Below are 19693 nucleotides of genomic sequence, written 5' to 3' on the forward strand. Positions count from 1 at the left end.
TATGAAGTCGTTAGCCGATTTCGAATTTAATCAGGCACCGCTCTGCGAGGGCATGATTTTGGTCTCGCAGCTGATTCGGGATGATTTCCCGACCGCAGAAGTGAAAGCACAGCTCGGGGAACTGGTGAAGCTGGCAAAAGAAGAGATTTGCCTGGGGACACATCCCGACCTGCAGCTGGAAAAACTGCTGGAACTCTTTTACGGCGAATGGGGCTTTAAGGACTCAGGCGGCGTGTATCGCCTGTCCGACGCCCTGTGGCTGGACAACGTTTTAAAAAGTCGTCAGGGGAGCGCGGTTTCCCTTGGGGCAATTTTGCTGTGGCTTGCCGAGCAGCTTGATATTCCGCTGATGCCGGTGATTTTCCCGACGCAGCTTATTCTGCGTGCCGACTGGATGGACGGCGAAATGTGGCTTATCAATCCGTTTAACGGCGATACGCTGGATGAGCACACGCTGGAAGTGTGGATCAAGGGCAATATTAACCCGACGGCGGAGCTGTTCGATGAAGATCTTGACGAGTCCGACAACGCGGAGGTGATCCGCAAGCTGCTGGATACGCTCAAGTCCGCGCTGATGGAGGAGCGGCAGATGGAGATGGCGCTGCGCGCCAGCGAAGTACTGCTGCAGTTTAATCCGGAAGATCCGTACGAAATTCGCGACCGCGGCCTGATTTATGCGCAGCTGGACTGCGAGCACGTGGCGCTCAACGACTTGAGCTATTTTGTTGAGCAGTGTCCGGAAGATCCAATTAGCGAAATGATTAAGGCGCAAATCAATTCGATTGCGCACAAGCAGATTACCCTGCATTAAGTTCACACCTGATAAGGCGAACATATGAAACAAAAAGTGGTTAACATTGGCGATATCAACGTCGCAAACGACCTGCCGTTTGTGCTGTTTGGCGGCATGAACGTGCTGGAGTCCCGCGACCTGGCGATGCGCATCTGCGAACACTACGTGACCGTGACCCAAAAACTGGGTATCCCGTACGTGTTCAAAGCCTCTTTTGATAAAGCTAACCGTTCATCCATTCACTCCTACCGTGGCCCGGGCCTGGAAGAGGGCATGAAGATTTTCCAGGAGCTGAAGCAGACCTTCGGCGTGAAAATCATTACCGACGTGCATGAAGCTCACCAGGCACAGCCTGTGGCTGACGTGGTTGATGTGATTCAACTGCCAGCTTTCCTGGCTCGCCAGACCGACCTGGTTGAAGCGATGGCCAAAACCGGCGCCGTCATCAACGTGAAGAAGCCGCAGTTCGTCAGCCCAGGTCAGATGGGCAACATCGTGGATAAATTCGCCGAAGGCGGCAACGACAAAATCATCCTGTGCGATCGCGGCACGCAATTCGGCTACGACAACCTGGTTGTCGACATGCTGGGCTTCAGCGTGATGAAGCAGGTCTCTAACGGCGCGCCGGTGATTTTCGATGTCACCCACGCGCTGCAATGCCGTGACCCGTTTGGTGCGGCGTCAAGCGGTCGTCGTGCGCAGGTGACTGAACTGGCTCGCGCCGGGATGGCTACTGGTCTGGCGGGTCTGTTTATTGAAGCGCACCCGGACCCGGATAACGCCCGCTGCGATGGCCCATCTGCGCTGCCGCTGGCGAAGCTGGAAGCTTTCCTGACCCAGATTAAAGCGATTGACGATCTGGTGAAGAACTTCGAGCCGCTGGACACCAGCAAGTAATTGCTGCAAAAAAGAAAACCCGCTTCGGCGGGTTTTTTTATATTTGGAACCCTCTCTTGAGGGAGACAGCGAAATAAGTCCGCAGTGGCCTGATGCTCTCTCCCCGTGGAAGGGGGGAGCTAATATTAAAGACCGCCTTTACAGGCGGTCTTGCTGTTTACTTAGGCAAAGATTGTCATCAGGTAGGCGGCAAACAGCGCCAGGTGTGCGGTGCCGTTAAGCACGTTGGTACGTCCGGTGGAGAACGAAATCTGGCACAGGACCAGCGCCGCCATCATCACCACCATCTGCGGCATGCCGAGGGCGAAAACCAGGTCGTTGCCGGTGAACCAGGCAATCAGCGTCACCGTCGGTACGGTAAGAGAAATGGTGGCGAGCACGGAACCAAAGAACAGGTTCATGGCGCGCTGCACCTGGTTGCTCAGCACCGCTTTTAACGCGCCCAACCCTTCCGGAGACAGAATCAACAAGGCGACCAGGAAGCCGGTAAACTGGGCTGGGGCATCCATCGCGTCCAGAAGATGCTCCAGCGGGTTGGCGTTCATCTTGGTCACGGCAATCACTGCAATCAGGTGGACGATAAGCCAGGCCGTGTGCCACGCGGAGCTGTGCGCGGATGGCTTGCCGTGGTGCGGGTCGTCGCTGTCGCCTTCATCTTCGTGCTCGTAAACAAACAGGCTCTGGTGCGTTTTCGTCTGAATCAGCAGGAACACGCCGTACATGGCGGCAGAGATCAGCGCTACAAGCAGGGACTGACCCAGCGAGAAATTGCCGCCCGGAAGCGCCATCGGGAACACCAGCACGATCACCGCCAGCGGGAAGAGCGCGATCAGGTACTGTTTAATACCAAACAGGTTCATGTACTGCGTGGCAAATTTGCGGCCGCCCATCAACAGGGAGAAGCCCACAAGGCCGCCGGTCACAATCATGATGATGGAATAGAGCGTGTCGCGCATCAGCGTTGGGGCTGCATCGCCGGTGGCCATCAGCGCGGAAATCAGGCTAACTTCAAGAATAACGACCGACAGGCTCAGAATCAGTGAGCCGTAGGGTTCACCCAGACGGTGCGCCAGCACGTCCGCGTGGCGAACAACGCTAAAGGCACTGCTCAGAATGGCGACCAGCGCCAAAATATTGATGCCGACAACCACCGGCAGGGACTGGCTTGCCCCCCACATCGCCAGTACCGCCAGTGCCAGTACCGGGAAAATGAGAGAACTCTCCTTGTGGCGGGTTTTTACCGCCTCATGTTGTGTTTTTGTCATTCAACTTCTCCATCTCTGCAGGCGATAACCTGTTTTGATCATTATAGTCAGGTTTTTGAAGTCATATAAACTAGCAAAAAACCGTTACTTTTAGTTAAAAATTTACTTATTTTTACGGCATTTATTTGAATTTAAGTCTGGCGCACCAAAACGGCGTATATTCTTTATTTAATTTAAATAAAACATATTGATATGAATTGCATTCAGTAAAATAACCGCTGTTTTTGACGGTGTTAGTCCCGGGTATTGGCATGAAAATCACAACCTGGGCGCGAAATCAGTATGTTAGAGGTAGAGTAACGGGCGAGTGCATTGTTTACAAAAAGAAGTGTTATGAAAATTAACCCTCCATTATGTGTGACTAATTTATTGGCGACAGGGTAACACACATCAGTCTGGCAAGAAAAAATGACAATTTATCTGTTTTGTGATCGCTATCATGCTTGCCAGCGCGCGGTGAATTGCTTATGGTCTTGATATATTGCTCTATTAGTAGGCAAAAGTTGTCAATAAATGCCGGGAAGGCGCAGCGTGTGCAGTCGCACGGAAGCAAGCAGTGGCGGAGGTATATCGTGTTAACGCGTGATTTCTTAATGAAAGCGGATTGTAAGACGGCTTTTGGTGCCATTGAGGAATCGTTACTGTGGTCCCCTGAGCAGCGTTCGGCGTCTCTTGCCGCCACGCTCGCTTGTCGCCCAGACCAAAGTCCGGTATGGCTCTTTGGTTACGGTTCACTGATGTGGAACCCGGCTTTTGAATTTGAAGAGTCAGCCCCCGGCATGCTGGTGGGCTGGCATCGTGCATTTTGCCTGCGGTTGACGGCGGGGCGTGGAACCGCCTGCCGTCCTGGACGTATGCTCGCGCTTAAAGAGGGCGGCAGAACGACCGGGCTGGCTTACCGGTTGCCAGAGGCTGGCCTGGAAGACGAGCTGACGCTGGTCTGGAAGCGGGAGATGATTACCGGCTGCTATTTGCCAACCTGGTGCAAACTCGAGCTGGACGATGGGCGGACGGTCAACGCGCTGGTGTTCATTATGGACCCACGTCACCCGCTTTATGAGGCGGATACCCGGGCAGAAACCATCGCGCCGCTGATCGCTTCTGCCAGCGGGCCGCTGGGCACCAATGCTCAGTATCTTTTTTCGCTCGAGCAGGAAATGAAAAAGCACGGGATGAAGGACGATTGTATGTCCGAACTGGCAAACCAGGTGCGGGCCTGGCTGAGCGGGCATGAGGATAACAGCGGGCTGCAGCCTGGTTTTGCATAGTAAGAAAAAGGCCACCGAAAGGTGGCCTCAGTGTTTTATGCCGGAACAAAACTGATGGAGTGCTCCAGCGACTGGGTATGACTGTCGATCAGCACCTTCCAGGTCCCGCTGTAGGGCACGGCGATATAGGCCGACTGGCGATTTTGCACGCTTAGCACGTCGGCCTCCGCGCTACCGCGCCTGTCTGAGTCGCACATCAAATGGATATGACAGTTATTCGAACAGCGAACCACCACGGTATCGCCACCAAAAAGTTTTAAACTGGCTTTTACTACTGGCATTTTTCACTCCACTTCCGCATCAAACATGGCCTGCTGGCCCCCAAAGGTGCTGTCCTGGTTCGTGATGTTGTTCACAAATCACTCATGGCATCACACCAGAGCCGAGAGGGGTAAATGCTGATGTTGATCAAAAAATGCCGTAACGATTAAACAATAATCATATTGTGCCTGAAACCTTTCAGCCGGCGGGCGTTTCGTTGGCAAACGTCCGGCAGCGCATCATTAAATACGGAAATGCCCCGCGGTTTCCGCTAACTCTCCAGCCTGACTTTGCAATGCACCCGCCGCCGCCGCGGATTCCACTACCAGTTCAGCATTCTGCTGTACCATATTGTCCAGATGGGTCACCGCGTGATTAATCTCCTGAATCCCTTTCATCTGTTCGTCGGTTGAGAGGGTTATCTCGCGCATGATGACCAAAACGCTGCCGACGCTTTGTTCTATTTTGTCCATCGCCTCACCGGCCTGGCGCACGTAAAGCGAGCCATCGGCAACGCTTGCGGTGGTGGAGTCGATCAGGCTTTTGATCTCCTTCGCCGCCTGTGCGCTGCGGCTGGCGAGGTTGCGCACTTCGCCAGCGACCACGGCAAATCCCCGGCCTTGTTCACCGGCGCGGGCAGCCTCAACGGCGGCATTTAGCGCCAGGATGTTGGTCTGGAAAGCGATGCTGTCAATGACGCCGGTAATATCGCCAATCTTGCCGGAGGCCAGCTCAATAGCCTGCATGGTGGTAATAACCTTCGAGACCACTTCACCCCCGCGTTCAGCGGCTTCACCGGCGCTGTGGGCCTGAGCGTTGGCCTGAGCGGCAGAAGCGGTAGAATTTGCGACAGAGGCGGTGATCTGCTCTACGGCGCTGGCTGTTTCTCGCAGGCTGGAGGCGGCCCGCTCGGTGCGGGCAGAAAGCTCCTGGTTGCCTGCAGCAATTTCGTTGGCGGCGACTTTCACCGAGGCGCTTGAATCCCTTAGCTGGGTCATGACTACGCCCAACTTGTCGCTGAAGGCGTTAAAGGCGTGGGCGATTTCCGTCACTTCATCGTGACCCGTTTCCGGCAACCGCTGAGATAGATCATTTGTGCCGTTGCTGATGGCGCGCATCCCGTCGCGAATCGTCCCGAGGCGGCTCATCACCTTGCTAATCAGCAGATGCACAATTGCACCAGAAATCAGCACCAACACCAGCAGGGCGATGGCGGAAGCCTTCAGTAAAGCGCGCATCCCGGAGGTGGCATCATGTTCGTCGAGGGCAACGACCAGATACCAATGCGTGCCGCTAATCGGCGTAGCCATCAGCTGTTTGCTTTGCCCGCTGATTATGCCGACGGCGCGATGTGTATCGCCGAGTAGCTGAGGTAAATCAGCCTGTTGAACGGCATCAGAAAAGGCTTTCAGCGTCAGGGTCGGATCCTGAGCGGCAATCAATGTCCCATCGCTGTTGATTAGCAGCCCGCTGCTGGCGGGCGTTGGGTGAATGCTGCGCACGTTCGCCACCACGCTGTCCATCGCCACATCCCCCGCGACGACGGCTTTAAGGCTGCCATTTTGCTTAATGGGCACGGCAAAAGTCACGACCAGCTTACCGGTACCGGCATCCACGTAAGGAGCGGTGACGACGGGAGCGTCGTCTTTCACCACCTGCTGATACCACGGTCGCCCGGTGGGGTCGAAGTCGGCCGGTACCCCCGTTGGATCAGAAAATTTTGCGGTTTTATTCGCATAACCGACGTAGATATTGGTGAAGCCGCCGGCTTTGGCCAGTTGAGTGAAGACCGGGATGGGATCTTCGCTCAGCGCGGTGTTTTCCAGGGAGCTAACGATCGCCATTTTACCGCTGACCCAGTCGCCGATAGCGACGGAATGGCTCAGGCTGGTGCTGGTTAGTGTGTCGGTGATGGCACGTTGGTTATCGCGGCTGGTGACGGCGTAATTAATGAAGGTGTTGAGACATAGAGCTGAGACCAGACAAATTGCTGTGACTAAAAGAAGACGTGTACGAAGAGATTTAACCATAATTATTATCCTGCTGCTGTGTTGTCCTAAGCAAAATATCGGCAACAAATGCAGGTAACTTGATGGCGCGGGAGAGGGTATAAGCAAATAATATTCCCGCGCTGAAATAATTAGAAAGTGAGGATTTTGTCCGACGCTAACGTCCATTCGGCAAGTTCAACGAGCGTGCCGATGGCAACGCCTTCAATGAGCGGCAGGCTGGTGATCCCGCGCCCGTCGGTACAGGTTTTACAGAGCTTCACCGGCACACCTTGCGCGGTGAGAATCTCGAGCATCTGCTGAATGTTGTATCCCTCGGCGGGCTTCTGACCGCGCAGGCCAGCGGTCACCGCATCGGACATCAGGAACAGTTTTACTTCTGGCTGCGGCTCCTGGTCGCGCAGGGCGATGGCCAGCCGCAAACTGTTAAAAAGCGATTCGCTGCCGTACGCCGCCCCGTTGGCAATAATGACTATCTTCTGCATGAGTTTCTCCTTGATGATAACGTTGAGAGTGAGAAGCAGTGTATCGCCCTGAGTTATCGCCGGGTATGATTTGTGCCCGAAAAGCAGGATTAATCCTGGAGTCGTACATGCATGTCTCCCCGGTGGGTTAAGAGCAAAACCAGTGTGTTATCATTAATCAATGCGTAGATTTGCCGTTCCGCTTTTAACCTTGTGTTGTTTGCTCCCTCGTCCGGGAGGGGCAATGAGTACCTCAAACAACGTTGTTCCCGCGGCCCAAAACCCTTTCTCTTCTCCCGCTGATGACCTGCCGAACATGGGCCTCGCGCCTGAAACCGATGCTGCCGCGCGCAGGATTGCCGCAATGGCGAAGAAGTTTGGCGAAGACAGCATGGTGGACAACGGGCTGGATACCGGCGAGCAGGCGCGACTGTTCGCTTTTACCAGCCTGAGAGATTTACTGGCCGACAAAGTGACCGATGAAACCCAGGCTTTGCTTTCGCCCTGGGGCAAGGCCAGCGTCAATTTGCTGGTGGATGAACACGGGAGCTGGAAGGGCAGCAATGGTTCGCTTTTCACGCCCTGGCAGGACAACAGCCGCTATCTGACCTGGAGCCAGCTCGGCTTTAGTCAGCAAAAATACGGCACCACCGGTAACCTCGGGCTGGGGCAGCGCTGGGTCGCCGGAAGCTGGCTACTGGGCTACAACTCGTTCTACGATAATCAGCTGACTACGCAGCTACAGCGGGCGGGATTTGGCGCCGAAGCCTGGGGCGAATACCTGCGGCTTTCGGCCAATTATTACCAGCCGCTGAACGGCTGGCGCGGGCAAACCGACACGCTTGAGCAGCGCCTGGCCCGGGGCTATGACGTCACGGCACAGGCCTGGCTGCCGTTTTATCGGCATATTGCGACCAGCCTTAGCTTCGAACAATACTTTGGTGACAACGTCACGCTCTTCGACAGCGATAGCGGATACCGAAACCCAGTCGCGGTGACGATGGGCATTAACTATACGCCCGTGCCGCTGATCACGCTCACGGCCCAGCACAAACAGGGTGAAAGCGGCGTCGCGCAGGAAAATCTGGGGCTCAAGCTGAATTATCGTTTCGGGGTGCCGCTGCAGAAGCAGCTCTCGGCGGACGAAGTGGCCGCGACCAGCTCCCTGCGCGGCAGCCGCTACGATAGCGTTGAGTGCGAGTCCGCCCCGGTGATGCAGTTCCGTCAGCGTAAAACGTTGTCAGTTTTCCTGGCCACGCCGCCGTGGCAGCTGCAGCCGGGAGAAACGGTTTTGCTTAAGCTGCAGGTGAAAGCGACGCATGGCATCCGGCGGCTGGTATGGCAGGGAGATACCCAGGTGCTCAGCCTGACGCCGCCGGCACGGCCGCTCAGCACCGACGGCTGGAGCATTATTTTGCCTGCGTGGCAGGCAGGTGCGGCAAATGAATATCACCTGTCGGTCACCGTGGAAGACGAAAAGGGGCAGCGCGTCTCATCGAATGAGATTGTGCTCCAGCCTGCCGCACCGCTGCTGATTGCCCCCGAAAGTGACCCGCGTTACTCCTTGCTGCCGGAGGAGTAACCGGCGCTAAAAAATACGATCCTGGTGAACCCAAACGGCCGCTTCCACTCGGGACTTGAGCTTCATTTTCTTCAGCAGATGTTTGACGTGCACTTTCACCGTACTTTCGGTGATGTCCAGGCGACGGGCGATCATCTTGTTCGGCAGCCCCTGGGCTATCAGCTTCAGGATATCGCGTTCCCGCGGAGTAAGCTGATTGACGTCACGGTCTGAGGTTGCACGGTTGGCCCGCAGACTGGCCGCCAGCACCGGGGTCAGCGCTTCGCTGAGTACCATTTCCCCCGCTGCGGCCTGCTGCAGGGCTTTGAGCAAATCTTCCGGCTCCATGTCTTTCAGCAAATAGCCATCCGCACCGCGCTTAAGGGCGGTGACCACATCTTCTTCATGGTTCGAAACGGTAAACACCACAATGCGTCCTGACAGCGCTTTTTCGCGCAGGCAGTCGAGCGTTTCCAGCCCGTTCATGCCCGGCATGTTCAGGTCGAGCAGGATCAGGTCTGGATCGAGCGCTTCGGCAAGCTGCACGCCCTGTTCGCCGCTGCCGGCCTCTCCGACGACGGCCAGCTCTGGCGCCATGCTGATCAGCTGCTTAACGCCGGTACGCATCATGGGATGATCGTCTATCAGCAAAATGGTTGCTGCTTCCTGATGACTCATTCTTCGCTCCTTATTACGGAAGAAAGCGGTGCTTCGGGGATAAAATTGACGACCACTTCGGTGCCGCCGCAGGGACGGGGGCGAACCTGGCAGTCACCCTGCAAGGTTTGAGCGCGGTCGCGCATGATAATAAGGCCGTAATGGTTGCTGCGCTCGCCGCTGCCGGAAATACCGCGCCCGTTGTCCCACACCGCAAGGCGTACCTGATTTCCGTGGCGGGTAACGCTGATACCGCAGGCACTGGCTTCCGCGTGTTTCAGGCTGTTGTTCAGCGCTTCACGCGCAATCTGCACCAAATGAATGGCCTGATGAGAAGGCACTAAGCGCGGCGGGAGCTGGTAGTCCAGCACCACCGGGAAGCCAAGTTTGTCGCTGAACTCCTGGCAACTGGCCTCAAGCGCCGGGCGCAAACCAGGCTCGGTGAGCTTAAGGCGGAAGGTGGTCAGCAATTCTCTCAGCTGCCGCCAGGAGGTGTTCAGCTCGCCGCGTATTTGCTCCAGCAGCGTCCGACTCTCCTCCGGCAGCGTTTTGCCCTGCATTTGCAGGCAGCTGACCTGCATCTTCATACAGGAAAGTGACTGGGCGATGGAGTCATGCAATTCCCTGGCAATGGCAGATCGCTCCTCCATCACCACTAACTGCTGCTGGTGTTCATACTGACGCTCCATGGCGAGCGTGGCGGTGAGCTGCTCCATTAGCGTGGCAATAAGCTGCAGCTGGTCTTCGGTCAGCGTTTTGCCCAACGGAAGCTGGGCCAGCACCAGACCGTAATGAAGATGGTTATCGGTGAGGCGCCATTTCAGCGTGGTGGTGTCCTGCGGCAGCGCTGCCCCGGCATCCGGGCACAGCTGGCAGCCCCGGGCATCGCAGTGCGCGTCCGGCTGGAACGTGTATTCCTGATAATTCTCTTCATCTTCGTACTCGTACACCCGGAGCACAATGCCCAGCAGCGGGGTTAAAACCTGGAGTTCGCTCAGTACAGGGGAAATACGCTGGCACAGCGGAGCCTGCGCGTGCAGGCGGCGGTTAGCCTCGTAGAGGAAGGTGAGCATCTGGTTTTTTTGCTCAAGCCCGGCGGTTTTCTCCCGGACCCGCCGCTCGAGCACGGCGTAGCTTTGCGCCAGCTCGCTGGACATGCTGTTAAGCGCGCTCCCAAGCGTGGCCATTTCGTCGCGGCCGCGAAAATTCACCCGTTGGGTGAAGTCTCGCTGACCAATGGCGGTGGCCATCGCCAGTAGCTGACGCCACGGGCGGAGTAATCTTTTGCGTAACCAAATCAGGGTAAAGACGATCAACAGCCCGAGTAACACCGCCATACCCTGCTGCAGCAAAATCACGTGATGCAGACGCATCTCGGTGGTGCGGTCGAAGGAGCTGACCAGTTCATCAATGCTGGCGACAAAATGGGCGACGGCGGGTTTTACCTGCTGCGGCGTTTGGGCGGCAATCAGCGCGGGTTCAAGCGTGCTGCGCCAGTAATCTTGTAGCTGTTGAAGCCTGGCCTGCTGCCCGTCGCGCTCGGCGGCAAGGCCGAGATCGTCGCTCCATGTGGTTTGCTCCATTTCTCGCAGCAGCATCTTGTCCTGCTCCGTCAGCGGAATGGCTGCCAGCAGGCGGTAGCTCTGCATGCGCATGGAGCCCGTTTTGTTGATCGCGTGGGCATTGCCCGAAATCCCCTGGGCCAGCCAGCCGGCCATCGCCATTCCCACCACGCTTAACATCGCCAGCAGCATGACAACCAGCGCGAGCTGATTGACCAGCGAAAGGGGAGAAAACAGGCGTTTTAGCATTGGCAAACGGGCTCCTGAGTGGGAAAGGTGACGAGTGGCGCTATTTTCAGTCAACAGCTGGAGTATACCCATACCTCCAAAGGATTACCCACAAATTGCCAGAGGTGGCAGGGCAATGGGAGCGGTCAGCAGCAAGTCCCGCAGGGGTGTGATAAATCACGTTATTTTTTTGCCAGAAGATTACTCACAAAGAATGAGGGGGCTTTTTTGCCCGCCGGAGAGATAGATTATCCCTTGATTTACATCAACTAATCTCGACACAGGAACCCTAAGGTTGCGGCATTTACTCACACGAAATGAGGTGTTTATGTCACAGTCTCCCGTTCCCGAGAAGCCGTCGGGCGCACTGATTACCGACTGGCGGCCGGAAGATCCGCAGTTCTGGCAGCAACAAGGTCATCGGATCGCCAGCCGCAACCTGTGGATTTCCGTCCCAAGCCTGCTGCTGGCCTTCTGCGTCTGGATGCTGTTCAGCGCGGTGGCGGTGAATTTGAATAAGGTCGGCTTTACCTTCACCACCGATCAGCTGTTTATGCTCACGGCGTTACCTTCCGTTTCCGGCGCGCTGCTGCGCGTCCCGTATTCGTTCATGGTGCCGGTCTTTGGCGGCCGCCGCTGGACGGCGTTCAGCACGGGGATCTTGATTATTCCATGCGTCTGGCTGGGCTTTGCCGTGCAGGATACCAGCACCTCGTTTAATACCTTCATCTGTATCTCTCTGCTGTGCGGCTTTGCCGGGGCGAACTTTGCCTCCAGCATGGCAAACATCAGCTTCTTCTTCCCGAAGGCAAAGCAGGGCGGTGCGCTGGGGATTAACGGCGGGCTGGGGAATATGGGTGTGAGCGTGATGCAGCTGGTGGCCCCGCTGGCTATCTCCCTGTCGATGTTTGCCATTTTTGGCGGCAAAGGCGTGGCACAGGGCGACGGCACGATGCTGTTCCTGGAAAATGCCGCGTGGATCTGGGTGCCGTTTCTGGCGGTATTCACCTTAGCGGCCTGGTTCGGAATGAACGATCTCTCGGCGTCGAAAGCCTCCCTGCGTGAGCAGCTGCCGGTGCTTAAGCGCGGCCATCTCTGGATTCTGGGGCTGCTCTACCTGGCGACATTTGGCTCGTTCATCGGCTTTTCTGCCGGGTTTGCGATGCTGTCTAAAACCCAGTTCCCGGACGTCAACATTCTGCATTTTGCCTTCTTTGGCCCGCTGTTTGGCGCCCTGGCACGTTCTGCAGGTGGGGCGATTTCCGACCGCTGGGGCGGCACCCGAGTTTCGCTGTATAACTTCATGCTGATGGCCATTTTCAGCGCGCTGCTGTTCACCACGCTGCCAACGAACGGACAGGGCGGGAACTTCATCGCCTTCTTTGGGGTGTTCCTGATGCTGTTCCTGACGGCGGGGCTGGGCAGTGGCTCGACCTTCCAGATGATTTCCGTGATTTTCCGTAAGCTGACAATGGACAGAGTAAAAGCCGCCGGTGGCAGCGATGAAGTCGCCCTGCGCGAGGCCGCCACGGATACCGCCGCAGCGCTGGGCTTTATTTCGGCCATTGGCGCCATCGGGGGGTTCTTTATCCCTAAAGCCTTCGGCACTTCCCTGGCGTTGACCGGCTCGCCTGCCGGGGCGATGAAGCTGTTCCTCGTCTTTTACATTGTGTGTGTGGTTATTACCTGGGCCGTTTATGGCCGGAAATCCTCTCGCTAATGCATTGACCTTTTTGGTTATCCCTTTGCGCGGCTTCGTCCGCGCTTTTTTTTGCCCATTACGTTTTCAGCGCTGGTTAATTCGCCGCCTACCCCTTAATACCCAAACCCGGCTTGTCGCTACCCCTTCCCCGATAGGTTTTGATTTTTTTGTATTTATATTCAGTTAGTTAGTAATTTTTAAGACCTTACACTTTGGTGGTAGTGGCCGCCGGGTGCCCAAAAACCACACCAGAAGCAGTTGATCGTTATCAAAAATCCCCAGCTTTCGAGGCGTTACCGTCTCGGGCATCAAGCAATGTCGATTTCACCAGAAGAGCCACCAGGCTCCACATCAGGAGTATCCCGATGAGCAAGTTCCTCGACCGGTTTCGTTATTTCAGGCAGAAGGGAGAAACCTTCGCCAATGGACACGGCCAGCTACTCGATACCAATCGCGACTGGGAAGAAGGGTATCGCCAGCGCTGGCAGCATGACAAAGTGGTGCGCTCCACGCACGGCGTGAACTGTACCGGCTCCTGCAGCTGGAAGATTTATGTCAAAAGCGGCCTGGTGACCTGGGAAACCCAGCAAACGGACTACCCGCGTACCCGTCCGGATATGCCAAACCACGAACCTCGCGGCTGCCCGCGCGGGGCAAGCTACTCATGGTATCTCTACAGCGCCAACCGTCTGAAGTACCCGCAGATGCGTAAACGTCTGATCAAGCTGTGGCGCGAAGCGAAAACGCAGCATAACGATCCGGTTGAAGCATGGGCATCGATCATTAACGATCCCGACAAAGCCAAAAGTTACAAACAGGCGCGTGGCCGCGGGGGATTTGTTCGTTCGACCTGGGAAGAGGTTAACGAGCTGATCGCGGCGGCGAACGTCTATACCGCAAAAACCTACGGCCCGGACCGCATCACCGGCTTCTCGCCGATCCCGGCCATGTCGATGGTTTCTTACGCCGCAGGCACCCGCTATCTGTCGCTTATCGGCGGCACCTGCATGAGCTTCTACGACTGGTACTGCGACCTGCCGCCAGCGTCTCCGCAAACCTGGGGCGAGCAGACTGACGTACCGGAGTCCGCGGACTGGTACAACGCCGGTTACATCATCGCCTGGGGCTCTAACGTCCCGCAGACGCGTACTCCGGACGCCCACTTCTTCACCGAAGTCCGCTACAAAGGCACCAAAACGGTTGCCGTCACGCCGGACTATGCGGAAATCTCCAAGCTGTGCGACCAGTGGCTGGCGCCGAAGCAGGGGACGGATGCCGCGATGGCGATGGCAATGGGCCACGTTATGCTGCGGGAATTCCATCTCGACAAACCAAGCCAGTACTTCACCGACTACGTTCGTCGCTACACCGATATGCCGATGCTAGTGACGCTGGAAGCCCGTGACGGCTTCTATGCCCCGGCGAATTTGCTGCGTGCGGCAGACCTGGTCGACAGTCTCGGCCAGGAAAATAATCCGCAGTGGAAAACCGTGGCGCTGGCTGATCAGTCCGGCGAGCTGGTTGCACCTAACGGATCCATTGGCTTCCGCTGGGGTGAAAAAGGCAAGTGGAACCTCGAGCAGCGTAACGGCAGCACCGGGGAAGAAACCGCGCTGCGCCTGAGCCTGCTGGGCAGCCACGATGAAGTTGCCGAGGTGGGGTTCCCGTACTTTGGCGGTGAGAGCACCGAGCATTTCGACAACGTCAAACTGAAAGACGTACTGCTGCATAAGCTGCCGGTTAAACGCCTGCAGCTGGCGGACGGCTCAAGCGTGCTGGTGGCAACGGTCTACGATCTCACCCTGGCTAACTACGGCCTGGATCGCGGCCTGAACGATGATAACTGCGCCAGCAGCTACGATGAAATGAAGGCTTATACACCAGCCTGGGCCGAGCAGATCACCGGTGTGCCTCGCCAGGATATCGTGCGCATTGCCCGTGAGTTCGCGGATAACGCGGACAAAACCCACGGCCGCTCGATGATTATCGTTGGCGCAGGCGTGAACCACTGGTTCCATATGGATATGGCCTACCGTGGGCTTATCAATATGCTGATCTTCTGCGGCAGCATCGGGCAGAGCGGCGGCGGCTGGGGCCACTACGTCGGTCAGGAAAAACTGCGTCCGCAGACCGGCTGGATGCCGCTGGCGTTTGCCCTCGACTGGCAGCGCCCGCCGCGCCACATGAACAGCACCTCCTACTTCTATAACCACTCCAGCCAGTGGCGCTATGAGACGGTGACGGCGGATGAGTTCCTGTCGCCGCTGGCGGATAAGTCCCGCTACACCGGCCACCTGATCGACTTCAACGTGCGCGCCGAACGCATGGGCTGGCTGCCGTCTGCACCGCAGCTTGGCACTAACCCGCTGCGCATTGCTGACCGGGCGAAAGAGGCCGGAATGTCTCCGGTGGATTACACCGTTGAACAACTTAAATCCGGCGGCATCCGCTTTGCGGCGGAGCAGCCGGACTCCGGCTATAACCACCCGCGCAACATGTTTATCTGGCGTTCGAACCTGCTGGGCTCTTCCGGGAAGGGGCATGAATTTATGCTCAAATACCTGCTGGGCACCGAGCACGGCATTCAGGGGAAAGATCTCGGCCAGGAAGGCGGGCTGATGCCGGAGGAGGTGGAATGGGTCGATAACGGCCTGGACGGCAAGCTGGATCTGGTGGTCACCCTGGACTTCCGCCTGTCTAGCACCTGCCTGTATTCCGACATTGTGCTGCCGACCGCCACCTGGTATGAGAAAGAAGATCTGAACACTTCGGATATGCATCCGTTTATTCACCCGTTCTCCGCCGCCGTGGATCCTTGCTGGGAATCGAAAAGCGACTGGGAAATCTACAAAAGCATCGCGAAGAAGTTCTCCGAAGTTTGCGTTGGCCACCTCGGTAAAGAGACCGATGTTGTGACGCTGCCGATTCAGCACGACTCGGCCGCCGAACTGGCTCAGCCGTATGGCGTGATGGACTGGAAGAAAGGCGAATGTGACCTGATCCCAGGCAAAACCGCGCCGCACATTATTGCCGTTGAGCGCGACTATCCGGCGACGTACGAACGCTTTACCTCCGTCGGACCGCTGTTGGAGAAAATGGGCAACGGCGGGAAAGGCATTAGCTGGAATACCGAAAAAGAAGTCGAGTTCCTGCGCAAGCTCAACTACGTGAAGACCGACGGCCCGGCGAAAGGTCAGCCTATGATCAACACGGCCATTGATGCCGCCGAGGTTGTGCTCAGCCTGGCGCCGGAAACCAACGGCCAGGTGGCGGTGAAAGCCTGGGCCGCGCTCGGTGAATTTACCGGTCGCGATCACACGCACCTCGCATTGCCGAAAGAAGAAGAGAAGATTCGCTTCCGCGACATTCAGGTTCAGCCGCGCAAAATTATCTCCAGCCCGACCTGGTCCGGCCTGGAGGACGAACATGTCTCTTATAACGCAGGTTACACCAACGTGCACGAGCTGATCCCGTGGCGCACCCTGTCTGGGCGCCAGCAGCTTTATCAGGATCACCAGTGGATGCGCGACTTTGGCGAGAGCCTCGTGGTGTACCGTCCGCCGATTGATACCCGTTCCGTGGACGGCATGATGGGCCACAAGTCTAACGGCAACCCGGAAAAAGCGCTTAACTTCCTGACCCCGCATCAGAAGTGGGGCATCCACTCCACCTACAGCGACAACCTGTTGATGCTGACGCTGGGGCGCGGGGGGCCAATTATCTGGCTGTGTGAAGCAGACGCCAAAGAAATCGGCATCGCCGATAACGACTGGGTTGAAGTGTTTAACAAAAACGGGGCGCTGACGGCGCGCGCGGTAGTGAGCCAGCGCGTTCCGGCCGGGATGACGATGATGTACCACGCGCAGGAACGCATCATGAACCTGCCGGGCTCTGAAATCACCGGCCAGCGCGGCGGCATTCATAACTCGGTGACCCGCATCACGCTGAAGCCAACCCACATGATTGGCGGCTACGCCCAGCTGGCCTACAGCTTTAACTATTACGGCACGGTCGGCTCTAACCGCGATGAGTTCGTGGTGGTTCGCAAAATGAAAGAGATTAACTGGTTAGACGGCGAAGGCAATGACCAGGTACAGGAGAGCGTAAAATGAAAATTCGTTCACAAATTGGCATGGTGCTGAATCTGGACAAATGCATCGGCTGCCATACCTGCTCGGTGACCTGCAAAAACGTCTGGACCAGCCGCGAAGGAACGGAATACGCGTGGTTTAACAACGTGGAAACCAAGCCTGGCCTGGGCTACCCAAACGACTGGGAAAACCAGGACAAATGGAAGGGGGGCTGGATCCGCAAAATCAACGGCAAGCTGCAGCCCCGCATGGGCAACCGCGCGATGCTGCTGGGTAAAATCTTCGCTAATCCGCATTTACCGGGGATCGATGATTATTACGAGCCGTTTGACTACGACTACCAGAACCTGCACACCGCGCCGGAGGGCAGCAAAGCGCAGCCCGTGGCCCGGCCTCGCTCGCTGATTACCGGCCAGCGGATGAACAAAATCGAAGCTGGCCCGAACTGGGAAGAGCTGCTTGGCGGCGAATTTGAAAAACGCGCGCAGGACCAGAACTTCGTCAATATGCAAAAGGCGATGTACGGCCAGTTCGAAAACACCTTCATGATGTACCTGCCGCGCCTGTGCGAGCACTGCCTGAACCCGGCCTGCGTCGCCACCTGTCCGAGCGGGGCCATCTACAAGCGCGAAGAAGACGGCATTGTGCTGATTGATCAGGATAAATGCCGCGGCTGGCGGATGTGCATCACCGGCTGCCCGTACAAAAAAATCTACTTCAACTGGAAAAGCGGAAAGTCCGAGAAGTGCATCTTCTGCTACCCGCGCATTGAAGCGGGGATGCCGACGGTCTGCTCAGAAACCTGCGTAGGACGTATTCGCTACCTCGGCGTGCTGCTGTATGACGCCGATGCGATTGAGCAGGCGGCCAGCACGGAAAACGAGAAAGATCTGTATCAGCGCCAGCTGGACGTATTCCTGGATCCGAACGATCCGGCGGTCATTGCGCAAGCGCTGAAAGACGGTATCCCGCAGGGAGTGATTACGGCGGCTCAGCAGTCGCCGGTGTACAAAATGGCGATGGACTGGAAGCTGGCTCTGCCGCTGCACCCGGAATATCGCACTCTGCCGATGGTCTGGTACGTGCCGCCGCTGTCGCCGATTCAATCCGCGAGCGATGCGGGCCAGCTGCCGCACACCGGTATTCTGCCTGATGTCGAAAGCCTGCGTATTCCGGTGGAGTACCTGGCCAACCTGCTGACCGCCGGGGACACCGCGCCGGTGCTGCGGGCACTGAAGCGCATGATGGCGATGCGTCACTACAAACGTGCTGAAACTGTTGAAGGCGTGATCGACACGCGCGCGCTGGAAGAGGTGGGGCTAACCGAAGCTCAGGCGCAGGAGATGTACCGCTACCTGGCTATCGCTAACTACGAAGATCGTTTTGTGGTGCCGACCAGCCATCGCGAACTGGCTGAGAACTCTTTCCCTGAGCACAGCGGCTGCGGCTTTAGCTTTGGCGACGGCTGTCACGGCAGCGACACCAAATTCAATCTGTTTAACAGCCGTCGGATTGACGCTATCGACGTCTCGAGCAAAACGGAGCCGCATCCATGATTGAACTACTGATTATCTCCCGCCTGCTGGAGTACCCGGATGCAGCCCTGTGGCAGCATCATCAGGAGCTGCATGAGGCGCTGGCCCAAAGCGAGACATTGACGAAAATGCAGCGCGCCAGTCTGGATGGGTTTATCGACTCACTCTGCCAGCGGGAGCTGCTGGACGCGCAATCCAGCTACAGCGAGCTATTCGACCGGGGCAGAGCCACTTCGCTGTTGCTCTTCGAGCACGTTCACGGTGAATCGCGCGATCGGGGCCAGGCGATGGTTAACCTGATGAACCAGTATCAACAGGCCGGGCTGGAAATTGACAGCCGCGAGCTGCCGGACCATCTGCCGCTTTATCTGGAATACCTGTCCCAGCGCACGCGGGCAGAAGCGCAGGGCGGGCTGCAGGACATCGCGCCGATCCTGGCTTTGCTCAGCGCGCGTCTGAAACAGCGTGAGAGCGACTATGCGCTACTCTTCGACCTGCTGATTGCTCTGGCTGAAAGCGACGTCAGCGTCGAAACGGTCCGCCAGCAAATTGCCAACGAAGCGCGCGACGACACGCCTCAGGCGCTGGATGCGGTGTGGGAAGAGGAGCAGGTGAAATTCATGGCTGATGACAGCTGCGGAGAGACCGACATTACCGCACACCAGCGCCGTTTTGCCGGGGCGGTGGCTCCGCAGTACCTGAATATAGCAGGAGGGAAATAATGCATTTTCTCAACGTCTTCTTCTTTGATATCTACCCGTACCTTTGCGGTGCCGTGTTCCTGATTGGCAGCTGGCTGCGCTATGACTACGGGCAGTACACCTGGCGCGCAGCGTCCAGCCAGATGCTGGATCGCAAGGGCATGAACCTGGCCTCAAACCTGTTTCATTTCGGTATTCTTGGGATCTTTGCCGGGCACTTCCTTGGCATGCTGACGCCGCACTGGATGTACGAGGCGTTTTTGCCGCTAGAAATTAAACAGAAAATGGCCATGTTTGCCGGGGGAGCCAGCGGCGTGATGACGCTGGTGGGCGGCCTGCTGCTGCTGAAGCGTCGCCTGTTCAGCCCACGCGTGCGCGCCACCACCACTGGGGCCGATATCCTGATCCTTAGCCTGCTGATGCTCCAGTGTGCGCTGGGCCTCGGCACTATTCCGTTCTCCGCCCAGCATATGGACGGCAGCGAAATGATGAAGCTGGTGAACTGGGCGCAGCACGTGGTCACCTTCCGCGGTGGCGCATCTGACTACCTCGACGGCGTGGCGTTTATTTTCCGCGTTCATCTGGTGCTGGGCATGACGCTGTTCCTGCTGTTCCCGTTCTCGCGCCTCGTGCATATCTGGAGCGCGCCGGTGGAATACCTGACACGCAAATACCAGATTGTTCGCGCTCGCCGCTAGT

General features: G+C 57.1%; 15 protein-coding genes. 9 read left to right on the top strand and 6 right to left on the bottom strand.

Annotated features, from left to right (window positions below):
* Position 1: 1 nt before the first annotated feature.
* Together sirB1 and kdsA are read left to right on the top strand one after the other, a co-directional pair.
* The gene (sirB1, locus tag A936_RS02285; RefSeq protein ID WP_008454192.1) at positions 2-811 is read left to right on the top strand and encodes an invasion regulator SirB1; all 810 of its coding nucleotides are present in this window, start codon (positions 2-4) and stop codon (positions 809-811) included.
* A gap of 24 nt (positions 812-835) precedes the next feature.
* Positions 836-1690, top strand: a complete 855-nt coding sequence (gene kdsA / locus A936_RS02290) for a 3-deoxy-8-phosphooctulonate synthase (protein ID WP_008454194.1) — start codon at positions 836-838, stop codon at positions 1688-1690.
* A gap of 161 nt (positions 1691-1851) precedes the next feature.
* Here the strand turns inward: kdsA and chaA are convergent, their stop codons facing one another.
* On the bottom strand, positions 1852-2955 hold the full coding sequence (chaA, locus tag A936_RS02295; protein ID WP_008454195.1) for a sodium-potassium/proton antiporter ChaA: 1104 nt from the start codon (positions 2953-2955) through the stop codon (positions 1852-1854).
* Between the two features lie 572 nt (positions 2956-3527).
* On the opposite strand from chaA, the gene A936_RS02300 reads away from it, so the two are divergent.
* Entirely contained in the window at positions 3528-4223 is a 696-nt protein-coding gene (locus tag A936_RS02300; RefSeq protein WP_008454197.1) for a gamma-glutamylcyclotransferase, read from the top strand.
* A gap of 35 nt (positions 4224-4258) precedes the next feature.
* On the opposite strand, the gene A936_RS02305 is transcribed toward A936_RS02300, so the two are convergent.
* The 3 genes from A936_RS02305 to A936_RS02315 form a co-directional block, all read right to left on the bottom strand.
* Positions 4259-4504 (bottom strand): DUF1883 domain-containing protein, encoded by a 246-nt coding sequence (locus A936_RS02305; RefSeq protein ID WP_008454200.1) that lies wholly within the window; start codon positions 4502-4504, stop codon positions 4259-4261.
* Positions 4505-4726: 222 nt separating this feature from the next.
* The gene (locus tag A936_RS02310; protein ID WP_008454203.1) at positions 4727-6514 is read right to left on the bottom strand and encodes a methyl-accepting chemotaxis protein; all 1788 of its coding nucleotides are present in this window, start codon (positions 6512-6514) and stop codon (positions 4727-4729) included.
* 110 nt (positions 6515-6624) lie between these two features.
* Positions 6625-6978 (bottom strand): DsrE/DsrF/TusD sulfur relay family protein, encoded by a 354-nt coding sequence (locus A936_RS02315; protein ID WP_008454206.1) that lies wholly within the window; start codon positions 6976-6978, stop codon positions 6625-6627.
* 160 nt (positions 6979-7138) lie between these two features.
* Between A936_RS02315 and A936_RS02320 the strand changes: the two genes are divergently transcribed.
* Positions 7139-8539 carry a YchO/YchP family invasin gene (locus tag A936_RS02320; RefSeq protein ID WP_034807413.1) on the top strand — a complete coding sequence of 467 codons (1401 nt, stop codon included), beginning with the start codon at positions 7139-7141 and terminating at the stop codon, positions 8537-8539.
* A 6-nt stretch (positions 8540-8545) separates the two neighbouring features.
* On the opposite strand, the gene narL is transcribed toward A936_RS02320, so the two are convergent.
* The gene (narL, locus tag A936_RS02325) at positions 8546-9196 is read right to left on the bottom strand and encodes a two-component system response regulator NarL (RefSeq protein ID WP_008454210.1); all 651 of its coding nucleotides are present in this window, start codon (positions 9194-9196) and stop codon (positions 8546-8548) included.
* Entirely contained in the window at positions 9193-10986 is a 1794-nt protein-coding gene (gene narX / locus A936_RS02330) for a nitrate/nitrite two-component system sensor histidine kinase NarX (protein ID WP_008454211.1), read from the bottom strand. Before narX ends, narL begins: the two co-directional genes overlap by 4 nt.
* A 307-nt stretch (positions 10987-11293) precedes the next feature.
* Here narX and A936_RS02335 point away from each other — a divergent pair, with 307 nt between their 5' ends.
* The 5 genes from A936_RS02335 (at position 11294) to narI (ending at position 19692) form a co-directional block, all read left to right on the top strand.
* Entirely contained in the window at positions 11294-12685 is a 1392-nt protein-coding gene (locus tag A936_RS02335) for a NarK family nitrate/nitrite MFS transporter (RefSeq protein ID WP_008454213.1), read from the top strand.
* A gap of 347 nt (positions 12686-13032) precedes the next feature.
* Positions 13033-16779, top strand: coding sequence for a nitrate reductase subunit alpha (locus tag A936_RS02340; protein ID WP_008454214.1), 3747 nt, complete (start codon positions 13033-13035; stop codon positions 16777-16779).
* Complete coding sequence (narH, locus tag A936_RS02345) at positions 16776-18314, top strand: nitrate reductase subunit beta (protein WP_008454215.1); 1539 nt, start codon at positions 16776-16778, stop codon at positions 18312-18314. Before A936_RS02340 ends, narH begins: the two co-directional genes overlap by 4 nt.
* The gene (gene narJ / locus A936_RS02350) at positions 18311-19015 is read left to right on the top strand and encodes a nitrate reductase molybdenum cofactor assembly chaperone (protein WP_008454216.1); all 705 of its coding nucleotides are present in this window, start codon (positions 18311-18313) and stop codon (positions 19013-19015) included. Before narH ends, narJ begins: the two co-directional genes overlap by 4 nt.
* Positions 19015-19692: a respiratory nitrate reductase subunit gamma gene (gene narI, locus A936_RS02355; RefSeq protein ID WP_008454218.1), complete on the top strand. Its 678-nt coding sequence runs from the start codon at positions 19015-19017 to the stop codon at positions 19690-19692. The genes narJ and narI overlap by 1 nt, the downstream gene beginning before the upstream one ends.
* The last annotated feature ends 1 nt before the right edge of the window (position 19693 follow it).

The organism is Enterobacter sp. Ag1 (assembly GCA_000277545.1).
In the GTDB taxonomy this organism is placed as follows: Bacteria; Pseudomonadota; Gammaproteobacteria; order Enterobacterales; family Enterobacteriaceae; genus Cedecea.